Source organism: uncultured Traorella sp., from assembly GCF_944327115.1.
GTDB lineage: Bacteria > Bacillota_I > Bacilli_A > Erysipelotrichales > Erysipelotrichaceae > Traorella.
Map to the genome: position 1 here is coordinate 1 of NZ_CALVGS010000007.1, position 12,883 is coordinate 12,883.

The following is a 12,883-nucleotide window of genomic DNA, read 5'->3' on the forward strand; positions in this document are numbered from 1 at the left end:
CTAATTTTGTTTCCTTTTCTTTGATCTTCATTTTGATCCTCTTCATTCTCTTGTCTGTTTTCCTGATAAGATTGTTATTCAAGGAAGCATTCGCTTTTAACAAGGCCTTGGCTTCATGGGTGGCAGACAGAGGGATATAGTCACTGAGATGAAACTGCTTTTTAAGAAGCTGATGAAGCTCGCAGTCCTTGAACGAGGCTCCCTTATAGGCACGATCGTAAAGATATTTATAGGCCTTATGAAGAACACGGTTATAGACTCTCAGATCATGAAGAACGATGTTCTTCAGATCAGGAAATTCACGGTAATAGAAACGGTTGGAAAGAGAAAAGACTTTCATGATGCCTCCTTGATAGAAAAAAGAGTATTCACACAGATATTATATCACAATAGTAACTATAATGATATTATAATTTCAAATTAATAACACATAATATCAAAACATAAAATATACTTAACTTTTTTCATTCTCTTTCATTATCTTTCTGCCCATCAAAATTGAAATTTCCTAATATATAAAAAAAGACAATACCCTAAGGCTTGTCTTTTTCTATAAGATCAGTTCATCACTTATTCGGCAAATATGTTTTAAAGATAAAGCCATATATCGTTTCTTCACCTATCATTTCTTTTTTCTTTACGGACCGGTTCAGCGTCAATGTATTCAGATTGGTGAAGCCTAATTTATGATATAGACGAATGGCTTCGATATTCGCCGGGACAACCTCTAAATAAAGAGTTTCCAATCCTTGCCTACGAATATATTCCCATATCCATTCAATCGCTTGAGAACCAATGCCCTTGCCGCGATACTCTGCTCGTACGAAAATATCCTCCAGCCAGTCGATTTTCGCACCCCGGCTTCCTAAATGAACAAAGCCGCACATATAGTCATCCGCAAAAATAAGAAACAGCAAATGTCCTTTACTTGTCCAATGCTTCAGATCCTCTGAAGCTTCCTCTTTGGAAGGTTCACAATTATGAGTCTTCCAAAAAGAAATAATATCCTTCAATACTTCATCTTCATATTCATCGGCATAGTGTTTTAACTTTACTTCTATGCTATTCTTCTTCATGTAAGACCTCCTGCGTTTTTTCGGCGATTGCCTGTGAGGTAAACAATTCATAATACATGCCCTTAAGTTTCATTAATTCACTATGTGTACCCTTTTCCATGATTCTTCCATGATCCAATACCAATATCACATCGGCATCAACGATCGTAGAAAGACGGTGTGCCACAACAAAGCTCGTTCTATCCTTCAATAAGGTCACGATCGCATGCTGGATCAGCTTTTCACTTTCCGTATCAATGCTGCTTGTTGCTTCATCAAGAATTACGATTCGCGGATCTGATAACAGCGCTCTGGCGAATGAAATCAATTGCTTTTCACCCGTTGAAAGCAGATCTCCGCCTTCACCTACCTGACTCTCATACCCTTTTTCCATCTTCATGATAAACTCATGTGCATGAATCAGCTTGGCTACCGCAACCACTTCCTCTTTGCTTGCCTCAGGCTTCCCAAAGCGAATATTATCTAAGATCGTTCCGGAAAAAAGCGAAGGTGACTGCAGGACATAACCGATATTGGAATGAAGCCAGCCGATGCTGCGATCCTGCACATTATGACCATCGATCCATATCTCACCTTTTTTAGGCTCATAGAAACGACACAAAAGATTAACGATCGTACTCTTTCCGCTTCCGGTTTCACCTACCAGGGCAACCATGCTTCCCTGTTTGACATGAAGATCAAAATCACGTAATACCGGTTCATTTTCATTATAGTAGAAATCAACATGGTTAAAATCAATATCCCCTTTCAATTCCTCATAAATTTCAACCTTCGGTGCTAATAATGTTCCATATTTTTCAATGACATCCGCACGATCCTGTATTTCGATCGGTTCTTCAATCAGCGATATGATACGTTCCCCATTTGCCTGTGCTACCTGAACCTCGCTCATGATCCTCGCTATCTGTTTAAGCGGTTCAAAGAAAAGATCAGCATAATTGATGAACAATGAAAGCGTACCAAACTCAATCGTCCCTAATAAGACTTCCTGTCCGCCAATCGTCATCAGCATCGCAATGACTAAAGCTGCCAATAAAAAGACGATCGGCTGAAAGATAGAATTCAGATAAACTGCTTTTAGGGAATGCATCTTAAAAGAATGCGTCTTTTCCATAAACTCTTCAAAATTTCTTTCTTCTACGCCCAAAGTCTTCGTCGTCTTTGCACCATTGATGCTTTCTGAAAAACCGGCCGTTACTAAGGAGTTCGCCTTACGGGTCGCCCTTTGTTCCCGCAGGATCCTTTTTTGAAAATACAAAGAAACGACAAATAAGATCGGTACGATCACCAAAACCGCAAGTGCCATCTTCCAATCAATGACCAGCATGACGATCGTCAGTTCAACGATCAAAAAAGCACCCCAAATCAAATCAACAAAGCTCCATGCCAAGGTTTCGGCGATCCTGCTGCAATCCGATGAAATTCTTGCCATGATCCACCCGTTGGCTGTACGGTCAAAATACGGGAAGGATAACTGCTGTACATGGTCAAAGCACTTCTTTCGAAGATTCTTTCCAAAATCACTCTCCACATGTCCTGCATACTTGAAAAATGAAAACAGGCAGAACGATTTAAAAGCAATCATACCGATATAGATGATGCAGAAAAGCGTAAGATTGGCATTTTCTCCTTTATTGATGGCAAAATCATTGATCGCACTACGATTTAAAAGAGGAAAGATAACATCATTGGCAGCAATAAAAATATTAAAGACGATAAGCCAGATCACCAGCTTCTTATGTTCCCATAATATCTTAAACAGCTTTTTCCATAAGACCAGATCAAACTTTTCTGTTGTATATTCCTTTTCCTTTAAGATACTACTCAAGAGAATCACCTCCTTCGTTTTGTATTTCATAGATACGTTTATATATGCCTTCCTGCCGGATCAATTCATCATGGGTTCCCTGTTGAACGACACGTCCTTCATCTAATACGATGATCTGATCGGCACTCTTCGCCGAATTGATACGATGTGTGATCATGAGCGTCGTTACCGGATAATCCAGTTCATTCAGAGCTTTTTGAATGGCGGCATCTGTTTTAGAATCCAAGGCACTCAAGGAATCATCAAAGACAACGATCGGACTTTTTAAAATCAATGTTCTGGCAATGGCCACACGCTGTTTCTGTCCGCCGGAAAGCGTGACACCTTTTTCACCGACCTCCGTATCATAGCCTTGTTCGAATTCCTGAATGACATGATCAATGCTTGCTGTCTTTGCCACACTGCGTATTTCTTCAAAGGAAGATGAAGTAGCCACAGAAATATTATCCTTGATCGTCTTTGCATATAAAAACGGTTCCTGTAAAACGATCTGTACATTTTTTCTTAACCACGACTTATTGATATCACGAATATCAATACCATCGATCTTAATACTGCCGCTGTCATAATCATAAATACGATTCAACAAATGGATCAAAGAGCTTTTACCGCTGCCCGTCGGTCCCATGATAGCCACCTTGGTATGAGCCTTGATATGGAAAGAAATATCGTGCAGGGTTGCGATTGATGCATCTGCATAGGCAAAATTTACATGTGAAAATTCAATATCACCGACAATTTCCGGTTTACAGCCACTTTCCAGGTCTTCACATTCTTCATTCAATACTTCCTGGATACGACTGATCGAAACACTGATCTTACCCATATCCGATATAATACGTCCTAATTGACGAATCGGCCATATGATCATGCTTTCATAAGAAATAAACACTGAAAAAGTACCTACGGTAATCTGACCATTCATCGCCATAAAGATACCTGCCAGCACCATGATGAATATCTGGATCGTACCGATCAGATCACTCACGAACCAATAAATCGCCAAGACATGAATCATCCGATAAAGCAAATTTCTAAATTCTTCATTTGCTGTTTCAAATTTCTCGATTTCATGAATTTCCTGATTAAATGCCTTAACGATACGTGTACCGTTCAGATTTTCCTGAATTACCGCCATCATTCTGGCTTCACTTTCATCACATTCAAGAAAGGCTTTCTTCGATACCTTATAAAAAATATACGTGGCAAGAAAGGTCAGCGGCGTCATACATAAAGCAATGAGTGCCAAGGTAATATTTCTTGAAAATAAAACAGCCGCACTCAATCCAATGATAATGATCGAATATAATAATTCTGAAATCTGACCGGCCAAAAATCTTCTTATCGTATCGATATCAGAGGTACTCCGCTGAAGCAGATCCCCACTATCCTTCATCTTATGATAGCGAAACGGAAGCTTCTGCATATGATCATAAAGCTCGTTACGGACATTCTCTGAAAATGTTTCTGATAAGATACCGCAATTCCTTGCCCTCCGATGGATCCCAAAACCAACAAGTGCATAAGCTGCGATCACCAGCAAGCCGCCGATCCAAAGATTCGCACGCAAATGTTCGATCCCACCCAAAGCATTAACGATATTCAATACCAGACCTTCTTCCAAAGGAATGCCCTGAATCACATTATCAATCATATACGAAAGAATCAGCGGTGCTGCCAGAAGTCCCCCAACATAGATGACAACATCAATCAGGATCGCTGCTACTTTGAACTGATGAGGTTTAGAAAACCGTATAATAAATTTTAAGTCCTTCATATGATCCCCCCTTAACTACAAAAAAAGTGCACACAAGTGCACCTTTATTTTTCTACGATATGATATGTCAATGAGTCCTGACCTCTATCGTACAACGAAAAAATACACTCGTAAATTCAGTATCAGCACAATTTAATTCATTCGCAAATAAATCTTTAAACATGAACATGTGTTTACCTCCTTTCTTGTGTACTTTTGTACAGCCTCTTCCATCATACTATTAAACATTTTGAAATGCAAGACTATTTTTTCCAATTATTATGAGTATACGATATTTCATACAAAATTTACATTTCAATCATTCTTCAGCTTTTAGACCAGTCCTAACACAGACCCAGCCTGACAAAAGCCTTATAAAGACCGTCTTCATCCACGCCATCTGTTACCATATCTGCCATAGCCTTGATTTCTTCTCCGCCACTAGCCATCGCTACTCCGATTTGACAGTATTCAAGCATCGGTATATCTACCTTTGCATCACCAAAAGCGATCGTATCCTCTTTATCAGCCCCGATATGTTCCAACAGCTTCTCGATCGCATAAGCCTTTGTCACATCTTTCACACCGATATCTCCAAACAAGGCAATTTCTCCCTTGCCTCCCCATGTTGAACATTTTAAATCAGGAAATGCTTTTATCGAATCAAGATGATCCTGATAACTGTTTAAGATAAAGCTGATCTTACTAACATCATCACGATATAAACATGCTCCAAAAATCATATCCGGAAAAGCATCGCGGACACGCATCGTTTCCGCATGATCCTTTCCTTTGCGACGGCTATACTCTTGAATGACAGGTTCACCTCTTTTTTCAAAATTTTCGCTGCCAAACAAGCCGTTTTTACTTTCCAGATAAAATTCAAGATTTCTCTTTTTCAGCCAGTCCACGATATGTTTACATTCATCATAAGTAAGCATCAGATCTAAGATGACTTGTCCTTGATCTTCTATATAGCCACCATTTGCTCCGATCATCCCATCTAAGCCAATATTCCAAATTTCATCATAGACTTCTGCTTTACTTCTTCCCGTACAAATATAAACACGATGACCGTTTTTTCTTGCTTTCACGATTGCTTCTTTTGCGCTTGCAGGAAGAACATTCTCATAATCCACAAGCGTTCCGTCTACATCAATAAAAATGACCTTACGTTCCATACAACCTCCTAAACAGATATATTATATCATCTCTTTTTCATTTGTAACGCTCAATATAAAAAGTGCTGTTCAGGCCATGAAAATCATCGCCAGACAACACTCTTTCAATGTATTTTTTTAAAATCTTTAAAAACCGTTTCATCTAAACGTTCATACCATTTTCTTTTCAAAACAGAAAATAAACGATACTCCATCATAACTTCAACAACAGATGAAAAAGTATCCATCGCATTCACGATCCATGCTTCCCTGCAAGTAGGCGGAATGATCGTCAGCGGCCACATATGCTTCTTTATAATTTCTTCTTCAATTTCATTTAACTGATAATCCTGACGAGCATTTTTAAGTGCAAATGCAGGATGACGAAATCCATGGAACCGATGCCACTTTTCTGCCACATGCCAGTCATATAGAAAGTAATCATGTAACAACGCTCCTCGGATCAATGAGCTTTCATCTGCCTTCAAGCCTAATCGTTGATTCAGCCGCCAGCTATAATAAGCCACCATCAAGGAATGATCCAGGGTCGTAATGCTGCCATGCTGGATATAATCCTTCATCACCTGCAGCTTTCCTTCATTCATTAATTGAAGCACTGTTTCAGAAAATAATGTAAGCTGTTTATCCGGCATCAAATCCCTCCTGTATGTTCTATTATACATATTTTGTCGATAAATGTCACAGGAATTTTGAGAATCTTCACTTTGTCTGACAAAATTTCTTTTAAACATATTCAATCGCTTTTTTTCCTGACATATGTTCGATATCAATGCGTACGATCAAGGCCGCAGGACCTGCTTTTCGTATTTCTTCATCTTTCAGAGGCCGGGCAATCTCCTTAGAATACTTATCCGCCAAGGCATCAAAGGCTTTTCTGCGTTCATCCTCATCATCGACAAGAAATGCCGTTCCATAAACGATGACACTCTTATAATAGGTAGTAAATTTCTCAGGTACGATCGTATCATCATCCACCACACAAAAAGATACCTTGGGATTTTTTATGATCGCATCAATCTTATGACCGCTTTTTGCACAATGAAAATATAATGTCTGATTGACTCGTGCATAGCTCAAAGGAATAGGATACGGATATCCCTCTAACCCATACACACATAATACACCATGTGTATTACGATCTAATATCTCTATGATTTCCTTTTCATCCATCTTCTGTTTAAAACGTCTCATTTCTTTCATATGTTACCTCTTTTTCTCAATTTTAATAGTCCGGCCATCTCACAAATGACCTCTCTTACGAATAATTGATATTTGCTTTGATCATGCTCATCTTTGATCAGAAGACTTTTTTCATCAATATCATCAAGATCATAGTAAAATACGCCAGCAAGATTTTTTGAGATACTGTCTAAAGGCTGGGAAGCAATGAATTTCTCATGGCTTTCATCACACAAATAGAAGCTTTGATCTTCTGAAACATCTTTAAAATCACGACAATATTCAAAATTATCCCCGACCAGTGCATAAGCATCGACCCATGCACTGCGAAGCCTTCCGCCATGTTCATGAGCCAGCTGCTGATAATAGTCTTTCATCTCAATCGGACTCAATTCTTTTCCCTGCGGACTTTTCACATGTGAGCCTGCCTGGATGGGATCATCGTAAGGATAATCTAAAAACAGAATCGAGCTGTCCAGTGCAATGGCCGAAAGACCGCTTCTTTGTGAATAATGACGTGCCTTGATCAGTGCATTTTCATAAGAGGTCGCCCCATATTCTACCGGCTCTTCGATTCCCAGATCTTTCCCCAGCACAAATTCACAGTCGTAATCTTTAAAATACTCTTCAAAATATCTTTTCTTCGCCATAGAAGCACTGCCTATAACGATCTTCATATCAATATCCCAGTTCCTTATTCACACATATGATATGAATCCGCTGAGGTGTATAGCTGCTTGAAATTACTGTATATTCACGACAGATCTTAATCGGAGAATTACAGTGTACACAGTGTCCGACCTGTACGCATGGATTATTTTTATGTAAGCGAATATTATTTTTCACAGCCGCAATTTCTTCGACCCTTTTAACTGCATCCTCGATATTTTCAACGATCTTATTGATCCCTACGATCACGATTACCTTTTTAGGACCGAATATCATGGCTGCCACACGATTACCGGTGCCATCTACATTATATAATTCACCCTTTTGAGTGATCGCATTTGAGCTTGTCAGATAGACATCTGCGCTAAAACATTCACGATAGAGCTTTTGTACATCCTCGCAGTTCTCACGATCCAAATAGGTGATATCCTTCCTGCTTCTTAGAAGATCGATGATTCCACATTCACTTAAGGTGACGCTTCCGCCATGACTGACAACATCCCCTTCATGAATCAGCTGACCAACCAGTTCACGACATTCTTCAACGGTTTCCACATAATCAAAGCAAAAACGATTTAATTCACAATTTCTTTTTAATTCTTCTATATTCATAACTACCTCACATCACAAACATCATTAAAAATTGCGCAATCAGATAACCTAATCCCATCGAAAACGCAAATAAAAGCACCTGTACCTGTACCGGCTTCTTTACATTACAGAATTTTTCAAACTGAATACTGCTCAGTCCAATGAAAGCAAAGGCAAAACTAAATAAATAAATGACAACACTTAAGATTTTATACAGATTCATATCAAAACCTCCACATCATCATTATACACTAAAAGTTAAACCATTTCCTTATAAAAGATTTAGGTTTTACTTCAGCCATACAAAAGCTATTCCTTACAAAGCTTCCTTCAATTTTAATTCCCTTGGTGTCACCCAGATAAAAAAACAAGGTTGATTTATAAAAATATACCTTCCTGCTTTCTGTTTCTAATTCATCTGCCACACCCTCAAGCCATTCATAAAAGCTATTCTCACTGACATGATCCAACATATCATTGACAAGATCGACGATTTCCTTTTTTCTCTCGATCAACTGAGTTTCCTTTGAATCAAATACGATGATAAAACGAAGATCCTTTGATTTCGATTCCACAGGCATACTAAAAAAGAAAAAACAGAGTAAGACAGATAAAATCACTTTCCGCATAAGATCACCTAATTAGATATTCCCCAAAAAATATAAAAATATACAAAAAGCATTCAATGATGACCATCAAATGCTTTGTTTCCTTAATCGTATGGTTTATAAGTGACTTCTTTTGTATTAAAATCAATGAAAAGCTGGAAAGCCTTGCGATTTTCATCCTCATCCCAGATCTCTACAAACTGCGGAGTTACTTCAATCAGGATTTCTGTATCGACATGAGAATAAGCATTATAGCTCTGCCATAGATATTCCTTATATTTCTTTTCAAATGTACGTCCTTCTTCATCTACGACCAATCCCAGATTTTTCGCAATACCTTCTACCTGAACACCATTGAAGCACATTGCTACCCGGTTGTTTTGAAAAAGCTGTTGTGTCTTACGGAAATTCTTATCCGTTTTAAAATAGATCTTATCATTATAGAAGATACAGCTGACGTTGCGAACCATCGGATAATTATCCACACAGCTTGCCAGTGCCATGATCTTCCAATCGCCTAACTTTTGATCCATTATTTTTTTTGCTTCATTAAATTCCATAAACATACTCCTTTCCTTATATGATTCCTTGAATGGCCATGACCGCAAAGATAACGGTTGCGCAAATAAATAAGCCTAGGATCAGGAATCCTAAATACTTGTTTTCTGAACCTTCCTTTTTATCGACAAGATTTGTATAACGCAAAGCAGAAACAACAGGCTTATATAGAAATAATGTGATACCTGCATTTAAGCCGCTCTTTAAAAGGTTAAACGGAATGATTCCCGGTACCATCATGGCAATGACCGCTTCTCTTGGCATGCCATAATAGATCGGAGTAACGATATAATTCCAGATCACCATCATGATCACCGTACAGATGACACCTGATACCAGACCGATCAAGGCTCCTTTTTTCGTATGCAGCTTCTTATAGATAAAGGCTGCCGTACAAGCAAAAGCACAAGTTGATACCATGTTCATCACAACATCCAGGATCGTTCCTCCACGGTACATCAGCTCCAACACTGAAGTGATACCGCTCATCAAAAGTGAAACCATCGGTCCATAAATAAAACCACCGATCACGATGACGATATCCTTTGGGTCATAGCTCAAAAAGGAAACAGCCGGCACCATCGGAAAATGAACCAGTACATTGATGACAACAGCCATGGCACAAAGAATACCGATCGTAGTAATTTTCTTTGTATTCATCATATCCCTCCTATCACAAAGAAAAACGTGCCTAAAATATCCTTCTAGGTACGTGTACTTGCTATATTAGGAATACAACAAAATACTCTTCTTTCATCCAGACTATAACTGTTGCTATCGGAGTTTCACCGATTCGGCCAATTACTTGGTTCGCGGAGTATACCGCCAGTAGAGAATTTCACTCTGCCCTGAAGTTTATTTTATGCATTTTTATAATACTCCTCTTATAAGGACTTGTAAAGCCCCTTTAAAATAAAATTAAAATAACTATTGAAAAAATTTGCTTAGCGAAGTACAATAATAAAGCAATCGGGATGTAGCACAGCTTGGTAGTGCGCTTGTTTCGGGAACAAGAGGTCGTCGGTTCAAATCCGGTCATCCCGACCATGAAAAGCAAAGCGGAGAGATTCCGCTTTTTTTATAACAGTTTTTCATGATATATATCATATGTAAGCTTACAAATGGTCTGAATAAAAAAAGAGATCAAAGCAATGATCTCTTAAATATGTTTCTTCTACAAGTCTGACATCGGTGTCACGACCGGTTGTCCGTTTTCATCAAGCAGGGGCGTAAAGCCGGCGGCATTCCCATTTCTATGAAATATATAATTGACACCTGTTTCCGTATCTACCCAGATTTCAAATACTTCAAGACTTCCCTGCACATAAGTTTTCTTAAAACGATCCATCAAATTACCTCCTGAATCATGGTTCATGAACCATATTTCTTTTGATATTTTACTCATCTTCATCCTCATCATCAACAAATCTCACATTATTGTCATAATGTACAAAAAAAGGAGATTACTCTCCTATATGATTAAAGATAAATAACATGCGGTCTTTACCGCTCATATCTTTGATGACTTCAATACGGCTGTTTGGAAAATATTGCTTAGCCAATGCGCTTAGACGTTCTTTTTGGTCATAACCCATTTCAAAGGCCAGCATGCTTTTTTCTTTTAATAAAAACTGACTTCTTTCAAAGATGATCCGGTAAAATTTTAATCCATCTTCACCGCCAAATAAAGCTACATGAGGCTCATAATCCTTGACGCTATGTTCCACTTCCTCATGAATGGGAATATAGGGAGGATTTGAAACAAGAATATCGACCTTTATATTCTTTTCGATGAGTGGTTCACACATATCCCCTACTAAGAAAGTTACATCAACATTGAGATTTTGTGCGTTTTTCTCAGCTGTTTCAATAGCTTTTTCTGAAATATCACTGGCTGTCACCTGAAGGCTGTCCTCTTCTTTTTTTAGGGTGATGGCAATCGCACCGCTCCCGGTACCGATATCACATACCTGTACTTTTTGACCAGCGAAATATTCATCATAATAAGCCAAAACATTCGCAACCAATTCCTCTGTTTCAGGACGTGGAATCAAGACATCTTCATTGACGATAAATTTATAGCCATAGAAATACTCATAGCCTAAGATGTGCTGTAAAGGTTCTCCTGTCAGCAATAAGGCAAATTTCTCATTAAATTCCTGAAGGATATCTTCACTGATCTCATCCTCAAATTCCATATAGAGATCATGGTTTTCTTTACCGGTGATTTCCATCATCAAAAGCATGGCGGCATTTTCCGAAAGGTTTCTTGCCACCATCTGCTTTTTCGCATTCATCAGACATTCACGATAATTCATGTTTATTTTCCTGCCAGCTTTAATTTCTGGTCATATTCCTCTAAGGCAGCCAGAATATCACCGAGCTTGCCTTCCATCACACGATCCAGCTGATTCAATGTAAAGTTGATACGATGATCTGTCACACGGTTTTGAGGATAATTGTAGGTACGAATCTTTTCACTGCGATCTCCCGTACCGATCTTATTTCTTCTCTCTTCACCGGCCTTAGCCGCTTCTTTTTCCATATGATCTTCATAAACACGGGCACGGATCAGACGCATGGCTGTTTCTTTATTTGCGTGCTGGCTTCTGCCATCCTGACATTTTACGACGATGCCTGTTGGCTTATGAACGATACGAACGGCAGAATCAGTCTTATTGATATGCTGTCCGCCTGCTCCGCTTGAACGGCAGGTTTCGATTTCCAGGTCATTTGGATCGATATCAAAATCATCCTCTTCGACTTCCGGTGATACCAGTACCGTAGCCGTGGAAGTATGGATCCTTCCTGCCGATTCGGTCTTTGGCACACGCTGTACACGATGACTGCCACTTTCAAATTTTAAGGCACCATAAGCATGCGGTCCTTTTACCATAAAACTGATCAGTGAAAAACCACCTGCTTCCGCAGGACTTTCTTCCATCACTTCTATCTTCCAGCCGACTGTTTCCGCATAGCGGCTATACATACGGAATAAATCACCCGCAAAAATATTTCCTTCATCACCGCCGGCTGCTCCACGAATTTCCACGATGGCATTGTTTTCATCCATCGGATCTTTAGGAATCAGTAAGATTTCTAATTTCTGATGAAGCTCTTCTTTCTTAGGCTCCAATTCTTCGATTTCCATCTTCGCCATTTCTTTCATTTCTTCATCTTTTTCTGAAAGCAGCTCATGTGCTGCTTCTAATTCTTCATTTACTTTTTTATATTCCGCATATGTTTCAACGACCTGTGTCAAAGAAGCCTGTTCCTTGGCATACTTTGCCATCAAGCGATTATCCGCCAGTGTTTCAGGCTTTAATAAAAGCTCACCCAATTCATTATATCGAGAAACAATGCTTTCAAGTCTTTCTATCATTGGATTCATGAATGTTCCCTCCTTTTCCTTCTAATAAATAAAATTATAGATGGCT

At 38.9% G+C, this 12,883-nt stretch carries 16 protein-coding genes, 1 tRNA gene and 1 riboswitch; of the genes, 1 reads left to right on the forward strand and 16 read right to left on the reverse strand.

Translation table 11 applies throughout. The features are described from left to right. From Q0K35_RS00280 to Q0K35_RS00340, 13 genes are all read right to left on the reverse strand, one after another. Nucleotides 1-340, reverse strand: a 340-nt coding sequence (locus Q0K35_RS00280) for a hypothetical protein (protein ID WP_294560523.1), incomplete at its 3' end; no start/stop codon positions are given. A 226-nt stretch (nucleotides 341-566) separates the two neighbouring features. Beyond that, entirely contained in the window at nucleotides 567-1,076 is a 510-nt protein-coding gene (locus Q0K35_RS00285; RefSeq protein ID WP_294560524.1) for a GNAT family N-acetyltransferase, read from the reverse strand. Further along, the gene (locus tag Q0K35_RS00290; RefSeq protein ID WP_294560526.1) at nucleotides 1,063-2,934 is read right to left on the reverse strand and encodes an ABC transporter ATP-binding protein; all 1,872 of its coding nucleotides are present in this window, start codon (nucleotides 2,932-2,934) and stop codon (nucleotides 1,063-1,065) included. Before Q0K35_RS00290 ends, Q0K35_RS00285 begins: the two co-directional genes overlap by 14 nt. Then, the gene (locus Q0K35_RS00295; RefSeq protein ID WP_294560528.1) at nucleotides 2,897-4,681 is read right to left on the reverse strand and encodes an ABC transporter ATP-binding protein; all 1,785 of its coding nucleotides are present in this window, start codon (nucleotides 4,679-4,681) and stop codon (nucleotides 2,897-2,899) included. Before Q0K35_RS00295 ends, Q0K35_RS00290 begins: the two co-directional genes overlap by 38 nt. Nucleotides 4,682-5,004: 323 nt before the next feature. Beyond that, nucleotides 5,005-5,841, reverse strand: coding sequence for a Cof-type HAD-IIB family hydrolase (locus Q0K35_RS00300; RefSeq protein ID WP_294560530.1), 837 nt, complete (start codon nucleotides 5,839-5,841; stop codon nucleotides 5,005-5,007). Nucleotides 5,842-5,945: 104 nt separating this feature from the next. Continuing rightward, nucleotides 5,946-6,473 (reverse strand): HD domain-containing protein, encoded by a 528-nt coding sequence (locus tag Q0K35_RS00305; RefSeq protein ID WP_294560531.1) that lies wholly within the window; start codon nucleotides 6,471-6,473, stop codon nucleotides 5,946-5,948. A gap of 91 nt (nucleotides 6,474-6,564) precedes the next feature. Further along, entirely contained in the window at nucleotides 6,565-7,041 is a 477-nt protein-coding gene (locus Q0K35_RS00310; protein ID WP_294560533.1) for a pyridoxamine 5'-phosphate oxidase family protein, read from the reverse strand. After that, nucleotides 7,038-7,697: a non-canonical purine NTP pyrophosphatase gene (locus Q0K35_RS00315; RefSeq protein WP_294560535.1), complete on the reverse strand. Its 660-nt coding sequence runs from the start codon at nucleotides 7,695-7,697 to the stop codon at nucleotides 7,038-7,040. The genes Q0K35_RS00310 and Q0K35_RS00315 overlap by 4 nt, the downstream gene beginning before the upstream one ends. Before the next feature lies 1 nt (nucleotide 7,698). Next, nucleotides 7,699-8,301 carry a lactate utilization protein gene (locus Q0K35_RS00320; RefSeq protein WP_294560537.1) on the reverse strand — a complete coding sequence of 201 codons (603 nt, stop codon included), beginning with the start codon at nucleotides 8,299-8,301 and terminating at the stop codon, nucleotides 7,699-7,701. Between the two features lie 7 nt (nucleotides 8,302-8,308). Then, nucleotides 8,309-8,503, reverse strand: a complete 195-nt coding sequence (locus Q0K35_RS00325) for a DUF1146 domain-containing protein (protein WP_294560538.1) — start codon at nucleotides 8,501-8,503, stop codon at nucleotides 8,309-8,311. 28 nt (nucleotides 8,504-8,531) lie between these two features. Continuing rightward, entirely contained in the window at nucleotides 8,532-8,909 is a 378-nt protein-coding gene (locus Q0K35_RS00330; protein WP_294560540.1) for a hypothetical protein, read from the reverse strand. Between the two features lie 83 nt (nucleotides 8,910-8,992). Then, nucleotides 8,993-9,448 carry a pyridoxamine 5'-phosphate oxidase family protein gene (locus tag Q0K35_RS00335; RefSeq protein ID WP_294560542.1) on the reverse strand — a complete coding sequence of 152 codons (456 nt, stop codon included), beginning with the start codon at nucleotides 9,446-9,448 and terminating at the stop codon, nucleotides 8,993-8,995. 16 nt (nucleotides 9,449-9,464) lie between these two features. Further along, complete coding sequence (locus tag Q0K35_RS00340) at nucleotides 9,465-10,106, reverse strand: ECF transporter S component (RefSeq protein WP_294560544.1); 642 nt, start codon at nucleotides 10,104-10,106, stop codon at nucleotides 9,465-9,467. Between the two features lie 81 nt (nucleotides 10,107-10,187). Next, nucleotides 10,188-10,306: riboswitch (FMN riboswitch) on the reverse strand. A 110-nt stretch (nucleotides 10,307-10,416) separates the two neighbouring features. Here Q0K35_RS00340 and Q0K35_RS00345 point away from each other — a divergent pair. Next, nucleotides 10,417-10,493, forward strand: a tRNA-Pro gene (locus Q0K35_RS00345). A 127-nt stretch (nucleotides 10,494-10,620) separates the two neighbouring features. Here the strand turns inward: Q0K35_RS00345 and Q0K35_RS00350 are convergent. Genes Q0K35_RS00350 through prfA form a run of 3 tightly spaced genes read right to left on the reverse strand, consistent with a single transcriptional unit; the run spans nucleotide 10,621 to nucleotide 12,837 of the window. Next, nucleotides 10,621-10,851, reverse strand: coding sequence for a DUF6440 family protein (locus Q0K35_RS00350; RefSeq protein WP_294560545.1), 231 nt, complete (start codon nucleotides 10,849-10,851; stop codon nucleotides 10,621-10,623). Nucleotides 10,852-10,909: 58 nt separating this feature from the next. Further along, nucleotides 10,910-11,764, reverse strand: a complete 855-nt coding sequence (prmC, locus tag Q0K35_RS00355) for a peptide chain release factor N(5)-glutamine methyltransferase (protein WP_294560547.1) — start codon at nucleotides 11,762-11,764, stop codon at nucleotides 10,910-10,912. Between the two features lie 2 nt (nucleotides 11,765-11,766). After that, nucleotides 11,767-12,837 (reverse strand): peptide chain release factor 1, encoded by a 1,071-nt coding sequence (gene prfA, locus Q0K35_RS00360; RefSeq protein ID WP_294560549.1) that lies wholly within the window; start codon nucleotides 12,835-12,837, stop codon nucleotides 11,767-11,769. Nucleotides 12,838-12,883: the final 46 nt, after the last annotated feature.

Coding starts and splice junctions, on each gene's coding strand:
- Q0K35_RS00285 (WP_294560524.1), bottom strand. CDS start 1,076: ATGAAGAAGAATAGCATAGAAGTAAAGTTAAAACACTATGCCGATGAA.
- Q0K35_RS00290 (WP_294560526.1), bottom strand. CDS start 2,934: ATGAAATACAAAACGAAGGAGGTGATTCTCTTGAGTAGTATCTTAAAG.
- Q0K35_RS00295 (WP_294560528.1), bottom strand. CDS start 4,681: ATGAAGGACTTAAAATTTATTATACGGTTTTCTAAACCTCATCAGTTC.
- Q0K35_RS00300 (WP_294560530.1), bottom strand. CDS start 5,841: ATGGAACGTAAGGTCATTTTTATTGATGTAGACGGAACGCTTGTGGAT.
- Q0K35_RS00305 (WP_294560531.1), bottom strand. CDS start 6,473: ATGCCGGATAAACAGCTTACATTATTTTCTGAAACAGTGCTTCAATTA.
- Q0K35_RS00310 (WP_294560533.1), bottom strand. CDS start 7,041: ATGAAAGAAATGAGACGTTTTAAACAGAAGATGGATGAAAAGGAAATC.
- Q0K35_RS00315 (WP_294560535.1), bottom strand. CDS start 7,697: ATGAAGATCGTTATAGGCAGTGCTTCTATGGCGAAGAAAAGATATTTT.
- Q0K35_RS00320 (WP_294560537.1), bottom strand. CDS start 8,301: ATGAATATAGAAGAATTAAAAAGAAATTGTGAATTAAATCGTTTTTGC.
- Q0K35_RS00325 (WP_294560538.1), bottom strand. CDS start 8,503: ATGAATCTGTATAAAATCTTAAGTGTTGTCATTTATTTATTTAGTTTT.
- Q0K35_RS00330 (WP_294560540.1), bottom strand. CDS start 8,909: ATGCGGAAAGTGATTTTATCTGTCTTACTCTGTTTTTTCTTTTTTAGT.
- Q0K35_RS00335 (WP_294560542.1), bottom strand. CDS start 9,448: ATGGAATTTAATGAAGCAAAAAAAATAATGGATCAAAAGTTAGGCGAT.
- Q0K35_RS00340 (WP_294560544.1), bottom strand. CDS start 10,106: ATGAATACAAAGAAAATTACTACGATCGGTATTCTTTGTGCCATGGCT.
- Q0K35_RS00350 (WP_294560545.1), bottom strand. CDS start 10,851: ATGAGTAAAATATCAAAAGAAATATGGTTCATGAACCATGATTCAGGA.
- prmC (WP_294560547.1), bottom strand. CDS start 11,764: ATGAATTATCGTGAATGTCTGATGAATGCGAAAAAGCAGATGGTGGCA.
- prfA (WP_294560549.1), bottom strand. CDS start 12,837: ATGAATCCAATGATAGAAAGACTTGAAAGCATTGTTTCTCGATATAAT.